The sequence below is a fragment of the Carboxydocella sp. JDF658 genome, from assembly GCF_002049395.1.
Taxonomy (GTDB): domain Bacteria; phylum Bacillota.
Window position 1 is genome coordinate 1 of record NZ_BDLR01000015.1, and the last position, 18,119, is coordinate 18,119.

At 50.9% G+C, this 18,119-nt stretch carries 19 protein-coding genes; 17 read left to right on the plus strand and 2 right to left on the minus strand.

Going from position 1 to position 18,119, the window contains the following annotated elements; translation table 11 throughout:
• The 6 genes from JDF658_RS02860 to JDF658_RS02885 all read left to right on the plus strand — a co-directional run.
• On the plus strand, positions 1-673 hold a 673-nt coding region (locus tag JDF658_RS02860), incomplete at its 5' end, for a hypothetical protein (RefSeq protein WP_079906422.1).
• A 24-nt stretch (positions 674-697) separates the two neighbouring features.
• Complete coding sequence (locus tag JDF658_RS02865) at positions 698-1,270, plus strand: SpoIIIAH-like family protein (protein WP_079906423.1); 573 nt, start codon at positions 698-700, stop codon at positions 1,268-1,270.
• Between the two features lie 132 nt (positions 1,271-1,402).
• Positions 1,403-3,346, plus strand: coding sequence for an acetyl-CoA carboxylase biotin carboxyl carrier protein (gene accB / locus JDF658_RS02870; RefSeq protein ID WP_078665159.1), 1,944 nt, complete (start codon positions 1,403-1,405; stop codon positions 3,344-3,346).
• A gap of 20 nt (positions 3,347-3,366) precedes the next feature.
• Positions 3,367-4,719: an acetyl-CoA carboxylase biotin carboxylase subunit gene (gene accC / locus JDF658_RS02875; RefSeq protein ID WP_078665158.1), complete on the plus strand. Its 1,353-nt coding sequence runs from the start codon at positions 3,367-3,369 to the stop codon at positions 4,717-4,719.
• Between the two features lie 40 nt (positions 4,720-4,759).
• Positions 4,760-5,164, plus strand: coding sequence for an Asp23/Gls24 family envelope stress response protein (locus JDF658_RS02880; protein ID WP_078665157.1), 405 nt, complete (start codon positions 4,760-4,762; stop codon positions 5,162-5,164).
• Between the two features lie 62 nt (positions 5,165-5,226).
• Positions 5,227-5,982 carry a sporulation protein gene (locus tag JDF658_RS02885; protein ID WP_079906424.1) on the plus strand — a complete coding sequence of 252 codons (756 nt, stop codon included), beginning with the start codon at positions 5,227-5,229 and terminating at the stop codon, positions 5,980-5,982.
• A 133-nt stretch (positions 5,983-6,115) separates the two neighbouring features.
• Here JDF658_RS02885 and JDF658_RS02890 read toward each other — a convergent pair whose 3' ends face one another.
• Both JDF658_RS02890 and JDF658_RS02895 read right to left on the minus strand, forming a co-directional pair.
• Positions 6,116-7,108: an inorganic phosphate transporter gene (locus tag JDF658_RS02890; RefSeq protein WP_078665156.1), complete on the minus strand. Its 993-nt coding sequence runs from the start codon at positions 7,106-7,108 to the stop codon at positions 6,116-6,118.
• Positions 7,101-7,727 carry a DUF47 domain-containing protein gene (locus tag JDF658_RS02895; protein WP_078665155.1) on the minus strand — a complete coding sequence of 209 codons (627 nt, stop codon included), beginning with the start codon at positions 7,725-7,727 and terminating at the stop codon, positions 7,101-7,103. The genes JDF658_RS02890 and JDF658_RS02895 overlap by 8 nt, the downstream gene beginning before the upstream one ends.
• Positions 7,728-7,928: 201 nt before the next feature.
• Here JDF658_RS02895 and amaP point away from each other — a divergent pair, with 201 nt between their 5' ends.
• The 11 genes from amaP (at position 7,929) to dxs (ending at position 18,113) form a co-directional block, all read left to right on the plus strand.
• A complete protein-coding gene (gene amaP, locus JDF658_RS02900; protein ID WP_079906425.1) occupies positions 7,929-8,474 on the plus strand; it encodes an alkaline shock response membrane anchor protein AmaP in 546 nt (181 codons plus the stop codon).
• Positions 8,475-8,494: 20 nt separating this feature from the next.
• Positions 8,495-8,707 carry a DUF2273 domain-containing protein gene (locus JDF658_RS02905; protein ID WP_242946600.1) on the plus strand — a complete coding sequence of 71 codons (213 nt, stop codon included), beginning with the start codon at positions 8,495-8,497 and terminating at the stop codon, positions 8,705-8,707.
• The gene (nusB, locus tag JDF658_RS02910; RefSeq protein ID WP_078665152.1) at positions 8,697-9,125 is read left to right on the plus strand and encodes a transcription antitermination factor NusB; all 429 of its coding nucleotides are present in this window, start codon (positions 8,697-8,699) and stop codon (positions 9,123-9,125) included. Before JDF658_RS02905 ends, nusB begins: the two co-directional genes overlap by 11 nt.
• Positions 9,100-10,110, plus strand: coding sequence for a hypothetical protein (locus JDF658_RS02915; protein ID WP_078665151.1), 1,011 nt, complete (start codon positions 9,100-9,102; stop codon positions 10,108-10,110). Before nusB ends, JDF658_RS02915 begins: the two co-directional genes overlap by 26 nt.
• A gap of 43 nt (positions 10,111-10,153) precedes the next feature.
• Positions 10,154-10,996 carry a sulfide/dihydroorotate dehydrogenase-like FAD/NAD-binding protein gene (locus JDF658_RS02920; protein WP_078665150.1) on the plus strand — a complete coding sequence of 281 codons (843 nt, stop codon included), beginning with the start codon at positions 10,154-10,156 and terminating at the stop codon, positions 10,994-10,996.
• The gene (gltA, locus tag JDF658_RS02925; protein WP_078665149.1) at positions 10,987-12,399 is read left to right on the plus strand and encodes an NADPH-dependent glutamate synthase; all 1,413 of its coding nucleotides are present in this window, start codon (positions 10,987-10,989) and stop codon (positions 12,397-12,399) included. Before JDF658_RS02920 ends, gltA begins: the two co-directional genes overlap by 10 nt.
• Positions 12,400-12,443: 44 nt before the next feature.
• Positions 12,444-13,661, plus strand: a complete 1,218-nt coding sequence (xseA, locus tag JDF658_RS02930) for an exodeoxyribonuclease VII large subunit (RefSeq protein WP_079906427.1) — start codon at positions 12,444-12,446, stop codon at positions 13,659-13,661.
• Positions 13,654-13,881: an exodeoxyribonuclease VII small subunit gene (xseB, locus tag JDF658_RS02935; protein WP_079906428.1), complete on the plus strand. Its 228-nt coding sequence runs from the start codon at positions 13,654-13,656 to the stop codon at positions 13,879-13,881. Before xseA ends, xseB begins: the two co-directional genes overlap by 8 nt.
• Before the next feature lie 9 nt (positions 13,882-13,890).
• Positions 13,891-14,790, plus strand: coding sequence for a polyprenyl synthetase family protein (locus JDF658_RS02940; RefSeq protein ID WP_079906429.1), 900 nt, complete (start codon positions 13,891-13,893; stop codon positions 14,788-14,790).
• An 808-nt stretch (positions 14,791-15,598) separates the two neighbouring features.
• A complete protein-coding gene (locus JDF658_RS02945; RefSeq protein ID WP_078665145.1) occupies positions 15,599-16,222 on the plus strand; it encodes a hypothetical protein in 624 nt (207 codons plus the stop codon).
• Positions 16,203-18,113 carry a 1-deoxy-D-xylulose-5-phosphate synthase gene (gene dxs / locus JDF658_RS02950; protein WP_079906430.1) on the plus strand — a complete coding sequence of 637 codons (1,911 nt, stop codon included), beginning with the start codon at positions 16,203-16,205 and terminating at the stop codon, positions 18,111-18,113. The genes JDF658_RS02945 and dxs overlap by 20 nt, the downstream gene beginning before the upstream one ends.
• Positions 18,114-18,119: the final 6 nt, after the last annotated feature.

The following is an 18,119-nucleotide window of genomic DNA, read 5'->3' on the forward strand; positions in this document are numbered from 1 at the left end:
GCCCCGCGGGGGCAAATCAAGTATTCGGAAAGGAGGCGAAATCCTGGTCTGGGGGCCAACTTGGCTGGAGATAAAAACAGTCAAGTTTTTTGAACCAGGTAGGAATATGTTCAATGAAACACCGGTAAGCGAAAAAGCTCTGGCTTACTTAAAAAAATATGGCCTCTGGGGTTTAATTGGTTTAGGTTTGCTGGTTTATGGTTTATTACCTGGGGGCGGACAAAACCAGGAAGTGCCGGTTTCCGCACCGGCTACGTCCCAGCGGGATAGTGACATCGCCAGTGCGGAACGGGAACTGGAAACCAAGGCAACAGATATTCTGCGCCAGGTAGCTGGAGCTGGAGAAATCAAGGTGCGGGTAGTGTTAAAGGCCACGGAAAACCGTAACTTTGCGGTGAACTCCAATATCACCCGGCGCACAACCCAGGAAAAGGATGAGCGGGGTGGCAACCGGACCATAACGGAAGTAACGGAACAGAACCAGCTGGTTCTAACCCGTAATGGCTCACAGGAGGTACCGGTGATGGTGCAGGCGGTGCGTCCGCCCATTGAGGGGGTAGTGGTGGCTGCTACCGGGGCCCGCGATCCGGTTATTAAGGCCCAGCTGGCTAACACTGTGGCAACTCTGTTCCATATTCCTGTGCATCGGGTAACGGTGATTGCTGCGCAGTAAAAAATCAGGGAGGAGGTTTTACAGATGGAGAGAAAGTTTAAAGACTGGGGAATGGTGGCGATTGTTGGCGGTTTGATTTTACTGGCAGGACTTTCGGTTAATGATGATTTTATCGATTTTGTTAATAGCCTCAGGCAGACTAAAAGTGCTGCTCATCAGTTAAGCGAGAAGCCGGCACCACTGCCTACCGGAAAAGAGGAACAGCCTAAATTGCCGGCTACTCCGGTACTGCAGCCGGAGACCCGGGAAAGCAATGGTTTTTTTGAGGACTACCGTCTGGAACGGGATCGGATCAGGAGTCAGCAAATTGAGACACTGAAGGAGATTGTAGCGGGGGATGGGGCAGCCGAAATCAAGCGCAAGGCACAGGAACAGTTACTTAACCTGACCGCCAGTGCCGCCAAAGAGGTGGAAGTGGAGAATTTGCTCAAAGCCAAAAATTTTCAAGATGTAGTAGTTTTTCTACAGGAAAAAGGGGCTACGGTGGTAGTGAAGGAACAGGCTCTGGATGGGGATGGACTGGCCCGTTTGACGGATCTGGTAGCCAAAGTCAGTGGCAGAAATCCTGCGGATATAATTATAATTCCTAAAAAGTAGATATATTGTATACTTGTTGTGGATTAGTTCCCAACTGAACTTTTGCACAGTATAATAACAGACAGAAAGGTGAAAATTGCCCAGGCACTTTAGGCCTGGGTCTTTGCTTATGAAGAAGTAAGGGGGAAAGTCATGGTGAAAAAGCGTGTGCGCATTACTGATACTACTTTAAGGGATGGACACCAGAGCCTGTGGGCTACCAGGATGCGAACGGAGGAAATGGTGCCCATTCTGGACAAATTGGATAAAGTAGGATATAATGCTTTAGAGGTCTGGGGGGGAGCAACCTTTGATGTTTGTCTCCGTTACCTGAATGAAGACCCCTGGGAACGCCTGCGCACCATCAAACGGCATGTTCACCGCACCCCCTTGCAGATGTTGTTAAGGGGCCAATCCCTGGTGGGATATCAGCATTATCCTGATGATATCGTTGAAGAGTTCGTTAAAAAAGCGGTGGAGAACGGAATCGATATCATCCGCATTTTCGATGCCTTAAATGATGTGCGCAACCTGGCCAAACCCATTGAAGCGGCCAAAAAAGCAGGAGCTCATGTTCAGGCCGCTGTGGTTTATACCATCAGCCCGGTGCATACCCTGGAACATTATCTGGAAACGGCCCGGCAGCTGATTGGCCTGGGCACTGATTCCATCTGCATCAAGGATATGGCTGGTCTGCTGGCGCCCTACCGGGCATATGAGCTGGTAAAAGCTCTGAAAGAGGAACTGAAGGTGACAGTAGAGTTGCACAGCCATTACATCGGGGGTATGGCGGTAGGGGCATATCTTAAGGCTGCTGATGCCGGTGTCGATATCGTAGATACAGCTGCTGTGCCCCTGGCTTTTGGCGCTTCTCAGCCCCCGGTAGAAACAGTGGTCCGGGCTTTTGAAGGGACGGAGTTTGACACCGGACTGGACATCCACCTGCTGTTCGAGATTGCCCATTATTTTGAAGAATTGCGGCGTAAAAACGGGTACGAGCGGGGCGTGACCAGGATTACTGATATGAAGGTCTTTGAACATCAGGTACCGGGAGGCATGATTTCCAACCTGGTTTCCCAGCTGGAAGAACAACGGGCCCTGCACCGGATCCAGGAGGTTTTGGCCGAAATACCACGGGTGCGGGAGGATCTGGGCTATCCGCCGCTGGTAACTCCCACCAGTCAGATTGTAGGTACCCAGGCGGTATTAAATGTGCTGGCCGGGGAACGCTATAAGCTGGTACCCGGTGAAGTCAAAGCCTATGTCCGCGGCTATTATGGCAGACCGCCGGCTCCTATCAAAGAGGAAATAGCACGCCGGATTCTGGGGAATGAGGAACCAATTGCTTGCCGTCCGGCTGACCTGCTAGAGCCCAGACTGGCCAGGTGTGCGGAAGAAATCAAAGATCTGGCGACCAGTCCTGAAGACGTGCTGTCTTATGCTCTCTTTCCCCAGGTCGCTCGCAAGTTTTTTGAGTTCAGACGGCAAAAACAGGCGGAAGCGGCAGCAGAAGCCGTTGGCCGGCCGCCCAAAAAAGAAAATCAGCCCCCTGTACAGCAAGAGGTTACAGGCGGGACAGCAGCTGAGGAGGAGAATATGCTGAACCTGAAGGAAATCAAGGAATTGATTAAGGTTATACAGGATACCGATATTACCGAAGTCCACCTGGAAAGCGATGGAGTTAAAGTAGCCATTCGCAAGGGAGGAACAGCTCCGGTAATGATGGCTCCTACCCCGGTGATTACCCAGGTGGTAACAGAGGCAGCTCCGGCCCCGGCTCCGGCTGTAGCGGCGGAACAGCCTGCAGCAGCCCCGGCTCCGGCAGTGTCACCTGCTCCTGAGGTCTGCAAGGCCAATACAGTAGAAATCGTATCCCCAATGGTAGGTACTTTCTACCGGTCTCCGGCTCCGGATGCACCACCCTTTGTGGAAGTGGGCAGCATGGTAACTGAAGGTCAGACAGTTTGTATTATCGAAGCCATGAAGCTGATGAATGAGATTGAGGCCGAAGTCAGCGGCAAGGTAGTGGCGGTACTGGTAGAGAACGGACAACCGGTGGAATATGGTCAGCCGTTGTTCCTGATTGAAAAAATGTAATGGGCCCTGGAGGTGGACAGATGTTTAAAAAAATCCTGATCGCCAACCGGGGAGAAATTGCGTTGCGCATTATCCGGGCCTGCCGGGAACTGGGGATTGCTACTGTAGCAGTCTATTCCGAGGCAGACCGGGACAGTTTGCATGCCAGAATTGCTGATGAAGCCTATTGTATCGGCCCTGCTCCTTCGGCCAAGAGTTATCTCAATATTACCAACATCATTGCAGCGGCGGAGGTTTCAGGGGCAGAGGCCATCCATCCCGGTTTTGGTTTTCTTTCGGAAAACGCAGATTTCGCTGAAATCTGTCAGAGCTGCGGCATTACCTTTATTGGTCCCCCGGTGGATGCCATCCGGAAAATGGGGGACAAGGCGGTAGCCCGGGAAACTATGATTAAGGCAGGGGTACCAGTGGTGCCCGGGACAGAAGGAGTTGTCCTTTCTGAGGAAGAAGCACTGCGAGTGGCCGGGGAAATCGGCTATCCAGTGATGATCAAGGCTGCAGCCGGTGGCGGCGGCCGGGGTATGCGGGTGGCTCAGAGTGAGCGGGAATTGCTGAAACAGCTGCAGACCGCCCAGGCTGAGGCCAAGGCTGCCTTTGGCAATGAAGCGGTTTACATCGAAAAATATGTGGAAGAACCCCGTCATATCGAATTTCAGATTCTGGGCGACAAGTACGGTAACATAGTTCACCTGGGAGAACGGGATTGCTCTATCCAGCGCCGTAACCAGAAATTGCTGGAGGAAGCACCTTCCCCGGCCTTGACCCCGGAATTGCGGCAACGCATGGGAGAAGCGGCCATCCGGGCAGCCCGGGCTGTGGGTTACTACAATGCAGGTACCATTGAGTTTTTGCTGGATAAACACGGCGATTTTTATTTTATGGAAATGAATACCCGGATTCAGGTAGAGCATCCGGTAACCGAACTGATTACCGGAATCGATCTGATCAAAGAACAAATTCGGATTGCTGCCGGAGAGGAGCTGGGTTATACTCAAGAGGATATCCGCATCCATGGCCATGCCATTGAATGCCGGATCAATGCCGAGGACCCAGCCCGCAATTTTCTGCCCAGTCCAGGACAGATCACCTTCTACCATCCCCCGGCGGGGCCCTGGGTTCGGCTGGATAGTGCTGTTTATCAGGGCTATGTCATACCCCCCTATTATGACTCCATGGTGGGCAAGCTGATCGTCTGGGGGCGGGACCGGCAGGAAGCCATCGCCCGCATGCAACGGGCTTTACAGGAGTTTGTTATTGAAGGTATTCATACCACCATTCCCTTCCATTTGCGCATTCTGGAAAATGCCTTCTTCCAGAGGGGAGAAGTTTATACTAACTTTATCCAGCGCCGCCTGTTGAATGATGAAAGCTGATTTTGTATAATAAAGCTAATAAGTACAGGAGGTGGCGCCCATGGATACCAGTACTATAGTGGAGCATCAGGGAGACCTGGGGGCAGTTCGGATTGTTCCGGAAGTGATCAGCATCATCGCCGGCCTGGCAGCCAGTGATGTACCCGGGGTTGCTGGAATGAGCGGCAGTCTGATGGGGGGAATTGCCGAGATCTTCAAGAAAAACCCCAGTAAAGGCGTCAAGGCGGAAGTAGGGGAGCGTGAAGTGGCCATTGATATTTTCCTGGTGGTAGAGTACGGGGTGCGTATTCCCGATGTAGCCGGCCAGGTACAGGCTGCTGTCAAGAATGCAGTGGAAAGCATGACCGGAATGACGGTAGTGGAAGTAAACGTCCATGTTCAAGGTGTTGTTTTCCCGCAGGCTGAAACCCGGAATGAAGAACCCCAGCCTCCTAGAGTGCGCTAGCTTTAACCCGTGGCCGTTTGGTCACGGGTTTTTAATTAAAAGTATAAAGGAGTGGTGGACTAATGCTAAAGAAATTTCTTTCCCGGATTGGTATTGGTGCCGCAGAAGTTAATCTTGAGTTAAGTCAGAATGTCTTTACGATGGGCGATTTGGTTACGGGCAGAATTAAAATTATTGGCGGAGAAGTGGAACAAAAAATTGGTGATATATCGGTAGACTTGCTAGTTGAATCCGTTTATGCAAAAGATGAACATACTTTTAAGCTAAAAGATGTTGTAGCTAGAACAGTAATTACCAACGGAATGTTAATTTATCCAGGCCAGCGGCTGGAGTTTCCGTTCACTTTTAAAATCCCGGAAAATATTCCTGTTTCAATGATTAATACAAAGTATTACTTCAAGACAAACCTGGATATTAAAGAGGCTCTGGATTCTAGTGATTATGACTATATTAAAATTATGCCCTCCGGTATTCTGAAAAATTTCCTGGGGGCTTTTGAGGAATTAGGATTTATTCCCAGAAAGGAGTCCTATACCGGCGAATACCAAATAATAGATTTCTATCCTATGTCCTGGCTGGCCGGGCAACTAGATGAATTGACTTTTTGCTACAATCCCCGGCGAGCCAATTATGAAATTTCGGGAAAATTTGAGATAGATAAAAGAAATCATGGTTTAATAGGATTTTTAGCAGATGAGCTGGATTTGGATGAAAAGAAAGGATATTTCTGTTTTACGGCTAATGAGCTGGCTACGCTTGAAAAAGCGAGGGAGACTATTAAAAACTTTATAGCCCGAAACTTTAATAGTCTAATATAGATTAGGTTATAAACGCATTAGCTACCTCCTGTAAATATGATATTAGCTGGGCTCTGATCAAATTAAAATGGTCCCCCAAATAAAAAACAAGGCACTTTGAATTGCGCTGATCGCAATCAAAGTGCCTTAAATCCTATACTCCTTTGATTAACCAGTAAGTCAGATAAGCTACCAAACCAGAAGCAGGAATGGTTAAAAACCAGGCGGTAATGATATTGATGGCTACCTGCCAGTTCACAGCAGAAAAGCGTTTGGCCGAACCTACCCCAAGAATGGAGGAGGAGACCACATGGGTGGTACTGACCGGAACCCCCAGTAAGGAGGCACCGTAAATAACTGTAGAGGAAGTGACATCAGCGGCAAAGCCATGAATGGGTTCCATCTTGAAGATTTTGCTGCCCATGGTTTTGATAATGCGCCAGCCACCGGCAGCTGTGCCCAGCCCCATGGCCAGGGCGCAGGCTGCTTTAACCCAGATAGGTACGGTGAATTCGGGAATGACCTGGGCACTAAAGAGGGCGAGGGCGATAATACCCATCGTTTTTTGCGCATCATTGGAACCATGGGAAAATGCTGCGGACATAGCGGACAAAATCTGCAAACGCCGAAAGACATTATTGACTTTGCCAGGAGCGAACCAGCCGAATATCCAGTAAAAAACGGTCATCAAGGTAAAGCCGATTAAATAACCGATAATGGGGGATAATACCAGTGGTAACAGAACTTTTTCTGTAAAGCCTTTAATAATAACTGCTTGCCAGCCGCCCGAGGCGATGGCAGCACCTACCAGGCCGCCGATGAGGGCATGGGAGGAACTGCTGGGAAAACCGTAATACCAGGTGAGCAGGTTCCAGAAAATAGCCCCAAGCATGGCAGCGGTTAGAGTATGCATGTTGACCAGGGAAGTCTCAACGATCCCTTTACCGATGGTTTTGGCTACCGCTGTACCAGCCATAGCCCCGGCGAAATTGAGAACGGCAGCAAGCATTACAGCGGTTTGAGGCTTTAAGGCCCGGGTTGAGACAGAAGTAGCGATAGCATTGGCAGTATCATGAAAACCATTGATAAAATCAAAAGCGAGTGCTAGTACAATCACGATTATCAGCAGTGCTGTTATACTAAGCATACTTCAGCACTACTCCTTTAAGCACATCGCCTACATCTTCACAGAGGTCCAGCAGATGTTCCATGTGCTCATAAATTTCTTTCCAGCGGATAAAATCCATAGGATCTTTAGCGGTATCGAAAAGACTCTGGATACCGGCACGGAAAATTGCATCTCCACGGCTTTCCAGGCTGTTGATTTCCCGGCAGAGCTTGACGATTTCCTCTTGATTGGCGGATACTTTATTGAGCAGGCAGACAGCTTTTTCTACCCGGGCGCAGACATCAGCTAATACCTCTGCCAGTTCTTTCACGCACTGAGTGGGCTCAGTGGCCCGGTAAAGGATCATGCGGTCGGCAGTGCCATAGATGTAATCCAGGATATCATCCAGAAACTGGGCCAGTCGGAAAACATCTTCCCGATCAAAAGGGGTGATTAACGCGGAGTTTAATTCATCCAGCAATTGACGGGTAATTTCGTCTCCTTCGCTTTCAATTCTTTTCAGGGTAGCCATATTGGTTTCCAGTTTGCTCATGTCATTGACTGTTTCCTTCAGGATCCGGGCGGCCTGGGAAATAGCCTGGCCGTTTTTGGAGAACAGTTCAAAATAAATGGGTTTACTGGGCTTTAAATTAAGCATGAACTGAATACCTCCTGCTACTATGTATTAACTTTAAATCGCCACTCTGATTTTATCCTTATCGTGCTCTTTCGACAAGACAATTTACAGAAGATTAACATTAAATTAACAAAGGTAAAAATCCCTGGTTCCCGGCAGGAAATAAGGTAATAAAAGCGAATAAATTACAATTGTACATATAGATAGAAAGGAGATAAAAACATGCGCGCTCTTGACCGTTTTCTCCTGGCAGTGTATTCTTTTATCGTTGGTTTAGGAATGGTCATACTGGCTCTTTACAGCCTGGGCTGGAATTTGCCTGCTTTTTTACTGGAAGAAAGCATGGGTTCTAGCAATTTTCGCTATGCTATGTTTGTTCTGGCTGTTATTCTGTTTTTATTGAGTGTACGCTTTCTCATTTCCGTTTTTGAACGCCGGGTTGTTCCCCATATTTTGATTAAAGATAATCCACTGGGTCAAGTACATATCAGTGTGGAAGCCATTACCGGACTGGTTTCCAGGACTGCCTTCCAGTTGCCTGGAGTGCGGGAATGCCGGGCTCAGCTGGCCATGACTCCGGCCGGGTTGCAGATTCTGATTCGTCTAACCGTTAGCGGTGAGTTAAATTTGCCTGAACTGCTGACCTCCCTGCAGGAGGAGATCAAGCAGCGGCTGGCGCAAGTGGTGGGGCTGGAAGTCAATCAGATTCGGATACTGGTCACCTCCCTGCAGCCTGAAACCACTACCAGCAGCGGAAAGGTCAGGTGAGAGGAATGTGGAGAGAAATCATGGAAACATTAATAGTAGAACATCCGGGTAAAGCAGCCGGTGCACTTATAGGATTGGTTTTTGGCTGGCTTACTATCCATTATGGGCTGTTTAAAGCTGTTTTTCTGTTGGCCTGTGTTGCTGGCGGTTTTTATTTGGGTAGCCGCTGGGAACGCGGTGAAGGCAGATTCTGGACCGAGCGCTTGATAAGGAGGCAAAACAGTGATACGTAGACAGGGCCGAGAAGCAGCATTACAAACCCTTTATCAGCTGGATTTAAGTGAAAGCGATTGGCAGGATACTCTGGTACACCTGACAGAAGAGTTTGCCTTGCCCCAGGAAGCAGTCACTTTTGCCCGCGAACTGGTCACAGGAGTGTTATCCTGCAGGTCCCAGCTGGATGAGGAAATCGAACAACGAAGTGAAGGTTGGCCTGTACGGCGCATGGGTGTCGTGGACCGCAACATTTTGCGGCTGGGGGCTTTTGAACTCCTGCACCGGGAGGACATACCCCCGGCAGTGGCTGTCAATGAAGCGGTGGAACTGGCCAAACGATATGGGGATAAAGATTCCAGCCGCTTTATTAACGGTATTCTGGGCCGGATGCTCAAGGAGCTGAAAAAGGATGAGAGATCTCTTTCTCGGCATTGATACCAGCAATTATTGTACTTCACTGGCACTGGTAGATGCAGAGGGGAAGCTGCTGGCGGAAAGGAGAAAGCTCTTGCCCGTAAAGCAAGGTGAACGGGGCCTGAGACAAAGTGAGGCCCTGTTTTTGCATTTAGGGCAGCTGCAGGAACTGGCCGGAGAAGTGCTGGGCCAGGCGGACCCCGCCCGGGTGGCAGCCATTGGGGTAAGCGTTAGGCCCCGGCCCCGGGAGGACAGCTATATGCCGGTTTTTAAGGCAGGAGAAACCCTGGCCCGGGCTCTGGCCGCTTTTTGTGGAGCGGCGGTAGTGGAGGTTTCCCATCAGGAAGGCCATCTAGCCGCAGGGCTGGCATCTGCCGGTGGGCCCGAAGCTTCTGCTTTTTTGGCTATTCACCTGTCAGGAGGCACTACTGACCTGCTGGAAGTGCGCCGGGTTGAGGAGCAAGGAAGTTTTTATCGGATTAAGCAGCTGGGGGGTAGCAAAGACCTCCATGCCGGGCAGCTGGTGGACCGGATAGGTGTGGCCCTTGGGCTTACCTTTCCCGCGGGCCCGGCCTTAGAGCAGCTGGCTCGCACCTGGTCTGGCCCTATTAAACCTTTATCCATCCCCTGCCAGCAGGGCTGGTTGCATTTAAGCGGGGCTGAGACCCAGGCCTACAAGGCCATCGCAGCTGGGGAACCGGCGGCAGCGGTAGCCAGAGCGGTGGAAAGCTGTCTGGCTAAAGGCCTGGAAAAGCTGATTCTGTATGGGCGGGAGCAGACTGGTCTTAAGGATGTGCTGCTGGTGGGCGGTGTAGCGGCCAACCAGTTTTTAAGGCAGAAATTAAGAAAGCGGCTGGAACATCCTGCCCTGGGTATAAGGCTATTTTTTGCAGAGGCGAGATACAGCGGGGACAATGCCCTGGGTCCGGCTCTACTGGCCCGTTATAATTTGTTAAAAAAATTACCGCTGACGGCAGGAATTAGTCCAATTGGCGAGAATAAATAAAAAATTGAAGACAATTATATTTTATGAGGGAGGGGAAGAAGGAGTGTACCGGATTTTACGCAAACAGGCGCTGTCGGAAAATATCAAGCTGATGGAAATTGAAGCGCCACTGGTTGCTCGCAATGCCAAGGCGGGACAGTTCATTATCCTGCGGGTAGACGAAAAAGGGGAACGGATTCCCTTGACCATTGCCGACTTTAATAAAGAAAAAGGCACTATTACCATTATTTTTGCCGAGGTTGGCTATACTACCCAGAAATTGGGCTGTCTCAATGAGGGAGATGCTGTTCTGGATTTTGTTGGACCTTTAGGCCATGAGTCGGAAATCGACAATTTTGGTCATGTGGTCTGTATCGGCGGTGGCGTGGGTATCGCCCCCATGTTTCCCATTACCCGGGAATTGTACAAGGCTGGCAACCGGGTGACTTCCATTATCGGAGCCCGTTGCAAGGATCTTTTGTTCTGGGAAGAGGAGATGCGGGCAGTTTCTCAGACCCTGCATGTTACCACTGATGACGGTTCTTATGGCCGCCATGGATTTGTAACCCAGGTCTTGCAGGAAATGATCGACCAGGGCGAAAAAATCGATCTGGTATATGCTATCGGTCCCTTGCCCATGATGCGGGCAGTGGCAGAAGTAACCAGACCCTATGGTATCAAGACTATTGTCAGCTTGAACTCCATCATGGTGGATGGCACAGGCATGTGCGGTGCCTGCCGGGTCACCGTAGGCGGAGAAACTAAATTCACCTGTGTGGATGGTCCGGAATTTGACGGCCATCTGGTGGATTTTGCTGAACAAATGCGGCGGGCCCAGATTTTCAAGGATGAAGAAGCACGGGCCAGGGCAGCTGGCAGTTGCGGGGGTGGTTGCGGATGTCACTAGAAAAAGGCAAAAAGGAGCTGGTCCTGAAGAAAACTCCGATCCCGGAACAGGACCCGGCAGTACGGGCCAGAAACTTCGATGAAGTAGCACTGGGTTATACGGAAGAACTGGCGGTTCAGGAAGCTAATCGCTGTCTCAGCTGTAAAAATGAACCCTGTGTCAAGGGCTGTCCTGTACAAGTGCCTATTCCTCAGTTTATCGCTAAAATCAAGGAAAAGGATTTTGCCGGGGCCATTCGGACCATTAAGACGAAAAACCTGTTGCCTGCTGTTTGTGGCCGGGTATGTCCTCAGGAAAACCAGTGTGAAAAGAACTGTGTAATGGCCAAGAAAGGCGAGCCGGTAGGGATTGGCCGGCTGGAGCGTTTTGCCGCTGACTGGGAAATGGCCCATGGGGTGGAAGTACCAGAGGTTGCTCCTCCCACTGGTAAGAAAGTGGCTATTATCGGTTCCGGGCCGGCGGGCCTGACAGCAGCAGCTGACCTGGCCAAGCTGGGCCATAAGGTAACTATATTTGAAGCTCTGCATGTCCCCGGTGGGGTGTTGATGTATGGTATCCCTGAGTTCCGTTTGCCCAAGCGGATTGTGCAGCAGGAAATTGATAATCTGCGCAAAATGGGGGTAGAAATCATCGTTAATGCCGTGGTCGGCAAGAGCATCACTGTGGATGAGCTGATGGAGCAGGAAGGCTTTGATGCGGTGTTCATCGGCACCGGTGCAGGTTTGCCCTACTTCCTGGGTATTCCCGGGGAAAACCTGAACGGCGTCTATTCAGCCAATGAATTCCTGACCAGAACCAACCTGATGAAGGGCTATCTCTTCCCCGAGTATGCCACTCCTATTAAGGTTGGTAAGCGGGCGGCCATTCTGGGTGCCGGGAACGTAGCCATGGATGCTGCCAGAACTGCCAAGCGGCTGGGGGCAGAGGAAGTATATATTGTCTATCGCCGTTCCCGGGAAGAAATGCCGGCTCGTTTGGAAGAAATCCATCATGCGGAAGAAGAAGGCATCAAGTTCCAGCTGTTGACCAATCCCATTCGCCTGCTGGGCAATGAGCAGGGCTGGGTGACAGCCATGGAATGCCTGCGTTATGAGCTGGGTGAACCCGATGCGTCCGGGCGCCGCAGCCCTGTGCCTATCGAAGGCTCCAATTTCATCATGGAAGTGGATACAGTAGTAGTGGCGATCGGTCAGGGTCCCAATCCTTTGGTACCGCGCACTACCAAAGGTTTGGAAACCAACCGGAAAGGCAATATTATGGCCAGTGAAGAAACAGGAGCTACTTCTAAGCCAGGAGTCTATGCCGGTGGTGATGTGGTGACCGGTGCAGCTACTGTTATTAAGGCTATGGGTGCAGGCCGGGTAGCGGCTACTGCCATTCACGAATATCTTATGAACAAGTAAGGCAGCCAGCGGCTGCCTTCTATTTTATCTGCGGAGGGCAAAAGATGACGGGAAAAACTTTCTGGACAGTGACAGAACTGAACAGCCTGATCAAACAGAGCCTGGAGACCAATTATCTGCTTAAAAGAGTCTGGATTAAAGGGGAGATAGCGGAATTTACCCGCCATCGCCTTTCCGGTCACTGCTATTTTACCCTGAAAGACCAGGAAAGCCAGCTTAAATGCGTTATGTTCCGGCAACAGGCAGCCAATCTACGTTTTCAACCCCGGGCCGGTATGGAGGTGCTGGTCCTGGGCAGTATCAATGTTTTTCTGCCGAATGGTATCTATCAGCTCTACGCCGAAGATATCCAGCCCTATGGCATTGGCAGCAGCCAGTTGCAGCTGGAACAGCTGAAGCGTAAACTGGAGGCAGAGGGGCTGTTCAGCACTGCCCGCAAAAGGCCTTTGCCGCCTTTACCTCGTCGGATAGCCCTGGTCACTTCCCGGCAGGGAGCAGCAGTACGGGATATGGTAAAAATACTGCGCCAGCGTTTTCCCATTATTGAGATCGTGATTGTGGATGTGCAGGTACAGGGTGAAGAGGCGCCTGCCTCCATCAAAGCTGGATTAGAACTGGCAGCAGCTCACACGGGGGCAGACCTGGTGATTGTAGGTCGAGGCGGAGGAGCCACTGAAGATCTGGCTGCTTTCAATTCGGAAATAGTAGTACGGGCCATTGCTGCCTGTCCCCTGCCGGTGATTGCTGCTATCGGGCATGAAAGTGATGTTACCCTGGCTGATCTGGTGGCTGATGTCCGCGCCTCCACCCCTTCCAATGCGGCGGAACTGGCGGTTCCAGTCTTACAGGAACTGCTGGGCCGTACGGCAGAAATGGCCCAGCGCTTAAGGGCTGCTATCAGCAATCGTTTTCGCTGGGAACGACAGCGGCTGGAACAACTGGCTTCCCGGCCTATATTGCAGCAACCTCAGCTCTATTTTGAGCGGAAATGGCAGGAGGTTGAAAGGATAGCAGGAAAATTGCAGACTGCTGCCGAAAATGTATATCTGCAAAAACAGCATCGCCTGGAGAAGACAGTAGCAGCTCTAAATGCCTTAAGTCCTTTAAAGGTGCTGGAGCGAGGTTACGCCTTCTGCCGAAGGGAACAGGAAGTAGTGACTTCAGTAGAACAGGTTCAGACTGGACAAGGACTGACCCTGCATATGAAGGATGGGGAAGTAGATTGTCAAGTTCAGGCGGTTAGGAGGAAAATGAATGGATAATCAACTGAGCTATGAAGAGGCAATGCAAAAGCTCGAACGCATTGTCAGCCAGCTGGAACGAGGGCAGTTGCCCCTGGAAGATGCCTTGCGTGCCTTTGAAGAAGGGGTAAAACTGGTCCGTCTTTGCCAGGAAAAGCTGCAGGCTGCTGAAGGGAAACTGTTATTGTTACAGGCTCAGTCTAATGCTAAAATTAAGTTACAGGAAGCGACACTGGAATAGAGGGTGGAGATGGATTTGCAAAAGTGGCAGGAGCAATTACTGGCAAAAAACAGACTGGTAGAGGACTGGCTCGAAGAGGTGTTACCCGGACCAGAACTGGAGCCAGGGCGCCTGCATGAGGCTATGCTCTATAGTCTTTTTGCCGGGGGCAAACGTTTACGCCCAGCCCTGGTTTTGGGGGCTGTGGAAGCAGTAGGGGGAGAAGTTCAGGCTGCTCTGCCGGCAGCAGCAGCACTGGAAATGATCCACACCTATTCCCTGATTCATGATGATTTGCCGGCTATGGATAATGATGATTACCGCCGGGGTAAACCTACCAATCATAAGGTCTTTGGTGAAGCAACAGCCATTCTGGCAGGAGATGCCCTGTTGACCCTGGCCTTTGAATTGCTGGCCGCGCATTTACCGGGGGCTGGTGTAAGTCCGGAAATCGCATTACGGGTAATCAGGGAAATTGCCGAGGCTGCAGGTACTCAGGGCATGATTGGTGGGCAAATGGCGGATATGGAGGCCCAGGGGCAACAAGTTAATGGGGAACAGCTGGAAAAAATCCATCGCCGCAAAACGGGGGCCCTTTTCCGGGCAGCTGTCAGGGTGGGAGGCCTGATTGGTGGTGCTACCCCTGAACAACTAGCAGCTTTATCCCACTATGCTGAACAACTGGGCCTGGCTTTTCAAATCACCGATGATATCCTGGACATTACCGGAGACCCGGCCAAAATGGGCAAGGATAAAAATTCAGACCTGAAAAACTGCAAGGCCACCTATCCTTCACTATATGGACTGGAACAGGCCCGGATCATGGCGGAAAAGGCTGTAACCGCTGCCATTAAGACTTTAGGGATTTTCGGCGCAAAGGCTGAATTTTTGAAGGAAACAGCTTTATTTTTATTAAAACGAGAGCAATAGCTACTGGTCTGGCATTAATTAGCTGTTGCATGCTTAGATGGATTATGATAGACTGTAGCAGCTGACAGGGCGAATTGCTAAGAACAGCAAAATAGCATATAATATTTATTGAGCAATGATTCATCAGCCTGGCCGCTACGGTGGCAGGTGGTGCAGTATCCTAGTCGGCCGCAGCGTTTTTGAAGGCGGGCCTAAAAATCCGTCAAAGGGCACATCGATGAAGTTCCTGGTGTCGGCTTTCGACGCCCCGTCGGGGGTTGGTGCTGGGAGTTAAGGAAGATGGGGCGATCCACAAGGGCATGTGGGCGTTGACCCCGCTTCCGCGGAGGCCCAAGTGCGTGGTGACCTATGGCGAGTAGGAAGCTATGGCTTGGGGTTGAACCTGCAATTCATTATCCTGTTACGGCAGGATGGTGGGTGCAGTGTAGCCTGCCTTGAGCGGGTGTAGAGGATGGCGAGCTATCAGGCCTTTTAACCGATGGCGCCGAGGTTAAGGGACCTGTCGCCTGAAACTGCATCTGCAAAAGAGGCTAGAAGACGCCGGCGGTCGCCGAAGAAATTTCCTAGGCTGCCCACCAGAGATGGAGTTTGCTGGGGATTAAAGTGTGGACTAAGTGGTAATCCAGTCTTGCCGGCGGTGACGCGGCAAAACGATGGGAAAGGGGAAACCGCCTCATGCGGCGACGCAGAGGAGCATCGTCTGGGAAAACCTACTGGACCTGAAGCCACAACGTTTACTCAGCAGACTACCACCTGCCAGTAGTAGCTGTTACATATATTTTTTTTTATCATTTAAGAGGTGACCGGATTGGGTAATAATAATCATAAATTGAGGGCACAGGTGCGGCGCCAGGTTTTAGTTGTAGGTTTATTGACTTTCTTTACAGCTATGGCTATCAGCAGTGGGACGGAAGCGGTTGTAAACCGATTTCCCTCGGCACTGGCGGCTTTGCCCTTTCTGTTAATTATCATCGCTGTAGGCATTATTTTTGATATGATCGGAGTGGCAGCCACGGCTGCTGCAGTAGCTCCGTTTCATGCCAAAGCAGCGCGAAAAATTCCAGGCGCAAAACAGGCGATTTCTCTCCTCAATCATGCTGATAAAGTGGCCTCTTTTTGTAATGATGTGATTGGTGATATTTGCGGTACAGTCAGTGGTGGACTGGGAGCAACTATCGTTTTTTTATTAGTCAGCAGTCATCCGGACTGGAATAAAGCCTGGTTGGGCACCATCATGACCGGTTTAATTGCTGCTGTTACCGTCGGAGGCAAGGCTGGTGGGAAAAAGCTGGCCATTGACCATGCAGAAGAAATCATTTTCCTGGTCGGCCGGTGCCTGGCCTGGATTGAAAGGCAAACAGGCTGGACGCTGTGGCCGGACAAGAAAAATAGCAAGGGCGGGAGAAAGAGGAATGACCACTTCAATTCTTAGTCAGATCAATGGACCGGAAGATTTGCAGGGATTAACCTTGAACCAGCTAAAACAGCTGGCGGAAGAAATTCGCCGGGAACTGATTGAAGTTACCTCCAGAACGGGAGGACATCTGGCGCCCAATCTGGGGGTTGTGGAGCTGACCATCGCCTTGCACCGTGTGTTCAATTCCCCTGCAGATAAAATTATCTGGGATGTGGGCCACCAGGCTTATGTTCATAAACTGCTAACGGGCCGGCGGGATCGGTTTGCTACTTTGCGTCAGCTGGGGGGAATTTCCGGCTTTCCCAAGCGGGAGGAAAGCCCCCATGACATTTTCGCTACCGGGCACAGTTCCACTTCTATTTCCGCTGCTCTGGGCATTGCCCTGGCCCGGGATATGAAAAAAGAGGATTTTAAAGTGGTGGCTGTAATCGGTGATGGGGCTCTTACCGGAGGTATGGCTTTTGAGGCGTTAAACCATGCCGGACACACCAAAACCGATTTGATTGTGATCTTGAATGATAATGAAATGTCCATTGCTGAAAATGTAGGGGCCCTTTCTTCCTACCTGACCCGCATGCGCACTGACCCCAAGTATTATAAGGGAAAAGAGGAAATTGAATACATATTAAAGCGTATCCCCAATATCGGTCCCAAGATGTTGCTACTGGCTAACCGTCTCAAGGATAGTGTCAAACACCTGGTAGTGCCTGGTATGCTCTTCGAGGAGCTGGGCTTTACCTATCTTGGTCCCATCCCCGGTCATGATCTAGCGGCACTGAAAAAGGTGCTGCATGATGCCAAAGCTTTGACAGGGCCGGTGCTGGTGCATGTGATTACCAAAAAAGGCAAAGGCTATTTGCCGGCAGAGGAGAATCCTGACAAGTTTCATGGCACCGGTCCTTTTGATATAGCTACCGGACAGAGTGCTGGCGGCACGGGGCCCATCTCTTACACCGAAGCCTTTGGCCGGGAGCTGGTGGCACTGGGACAGCAGGATGCCCGGATTGTGGCTATTACGGCAGCGATGCCTACCGGGACTGGACTGTACCATTTTGCCAGGGAAATTCCCCATCGTTTTTTTGATGTAGGGATTGCAGAACAACATGCCGTTACCCTGGCGGCCGGAATGGCTACCCAGGGATTAAAGCCGGTGGTGGCTATTTATAGTACTTTTTTGCAAAGAGCCTATGACCAGGTGCTACATGATGTCTGTTTACAAAAGCTGCCGGTGGTGCTGGCCATGGACAGGGCTGGCCTGGTGGGGGAAGATGGTCCCACCCATCACGGTGTTTTTGATATTGCCTATCTGCGTTCCATCCCCAATCTGGTTTTGATGGAACCTAAAGATGAAAATGAATTACGCCATATGCTTTATACTGCTATCCAGCATGATGGCCCTATTGCCCTGCGCTATCCCCGGGGGAACGGCATCGGAGTGCCGCTGGAACAGCAGCTACGCCAGCTGCCCCTGGGTAAGGCGGAAGTGCTGCGGGAAGGCAGTCAGGGCTGGATTCTGGCTCTGGGCTCTCTGGTTTATGATGCTCTGGCAGCGGCAGAAGAGCTGGCAGGAGAGGGGCTGGATATCGGGGTTGTTAATATGCGGTTTGTAAAACCCCTGGATGAGGATCTGCTGCATCGATTGGTAGCTACCAATACGCCCTGGTTAACGGTGGAAAACCATGTCCTGGCCGGCGGTTTTGGTTCAGCCATTCTGGAGTTCCTCCATCAAAATGGTTATCAACGACAGGAAGTGACCATGCTGGGTTTGCCCGACCAATTCATTGAACACGGCCGGGTGGAAGAGCTGAAAGCTATCTATTGCCTGAATCAGGACGGCATCAAGGCCAGTTGTCTGGAAATGCTGGCAAAGCGCCAGCAAAAAACCATTCTGGTTGCAGGGAAATAGAGGTGA

Coding starts and splice junctions, on each gene's coding strand:
- accB (WP_078665159.1), top strand. CDS start 1,403: ATGGTGAAAAAGCGTGTGCGCATTACTGATACTACTTTAAGGGATGGA.
- JDF658_RS02940 (WP_079906429.1), top strand. CDS start 13,891: ATGGATTTGCAAAAGTGGCAGGAGCAATTACTGGCAAAAAACAGACTG.
- JDF658_RS02880 (WP_078665157.1), top strand. CDS start 4,760: ATGGATACCAGTACTATAGTGGAGCATCAGGGAGACCTGGGGGCAGTT.
- gltA (WP_078665149.1), top strand. CDS start 10,987: ATGTCACTAGAAAAAGGCAAAAAGGAGCTGGTCCTGAAGAAAACTCCG.
- dxs (WP_079906430.1), top strand. CDS start 16,203: ATGACCACTTCAATTCTTAGTCAGATCAATGGACCGGAAGATTTGCAG.
- JDF658_RS02885 (WP_079906424.1), top strand. CDS start 5,227: ATGCTAAAGAAATTTCTTTCCCGGATTGGTATTGGTGCCGCAGAAGTT.
- JDF658_RS02890 (WP_078665156.1), bottom strand. CDS start 7,108: ATGCTTAGTATAACAGCACTGCTGATAATCGTGATTGTACTAGCACTC.
- JDF658_RS02895 (WP_078665155.1), bottom strand. CDS start 7,727: ATGCTTAATTTAAAGCCCAGTAAACCCATTTATTTTGAACTGTTCTCC.
- JDF658_RS02915 (WP_078665151.1), top strand. CDS start 9,100: ATGAGAGATCTCTTTCTCGGCATTGATACCAGCAATTATTGTACTTCA.
- accC (WP_078665158.1), top strand. CDS start 3,367: ATGTTTAAAAAAATCCTGATCGCCAACCGGGGAGAAATTGCGTTGCGC.
- JDF658_RS02905 (WP_242946600.1), top strand. CDS start 8,495: ATGGAAACATTAATAGTAGAACATCCGGGTAAAGCAGCCGGTGCACTT.
- xseB (WP_079906428.1), top strand. CDS start 13,654: ATGGATAATCAACTGAGCTATGAAGAGGCAATGCAAAAGCTCGAACGC.
- amaP (WP_079906425.1), top strand. CDS start 7,929: ATGCGCGCTCTTGACCGTTTTCTCCTGGCAGTGTATTCTTTTATCGTT.
- JDF658_RS02865 (WP_079906423.1), top strand. CDS start 698: ATGGAGAGAAAGTTTAAAGACTGGGGAATGGTGGCGATTGTTGGCGGT.
- xseA (WP_079906427.1), top strand. CDS start 12,444: ATGACGGGAAAAACTTTCTGGACAGTGACAGAACTGAACAGCCTGATC.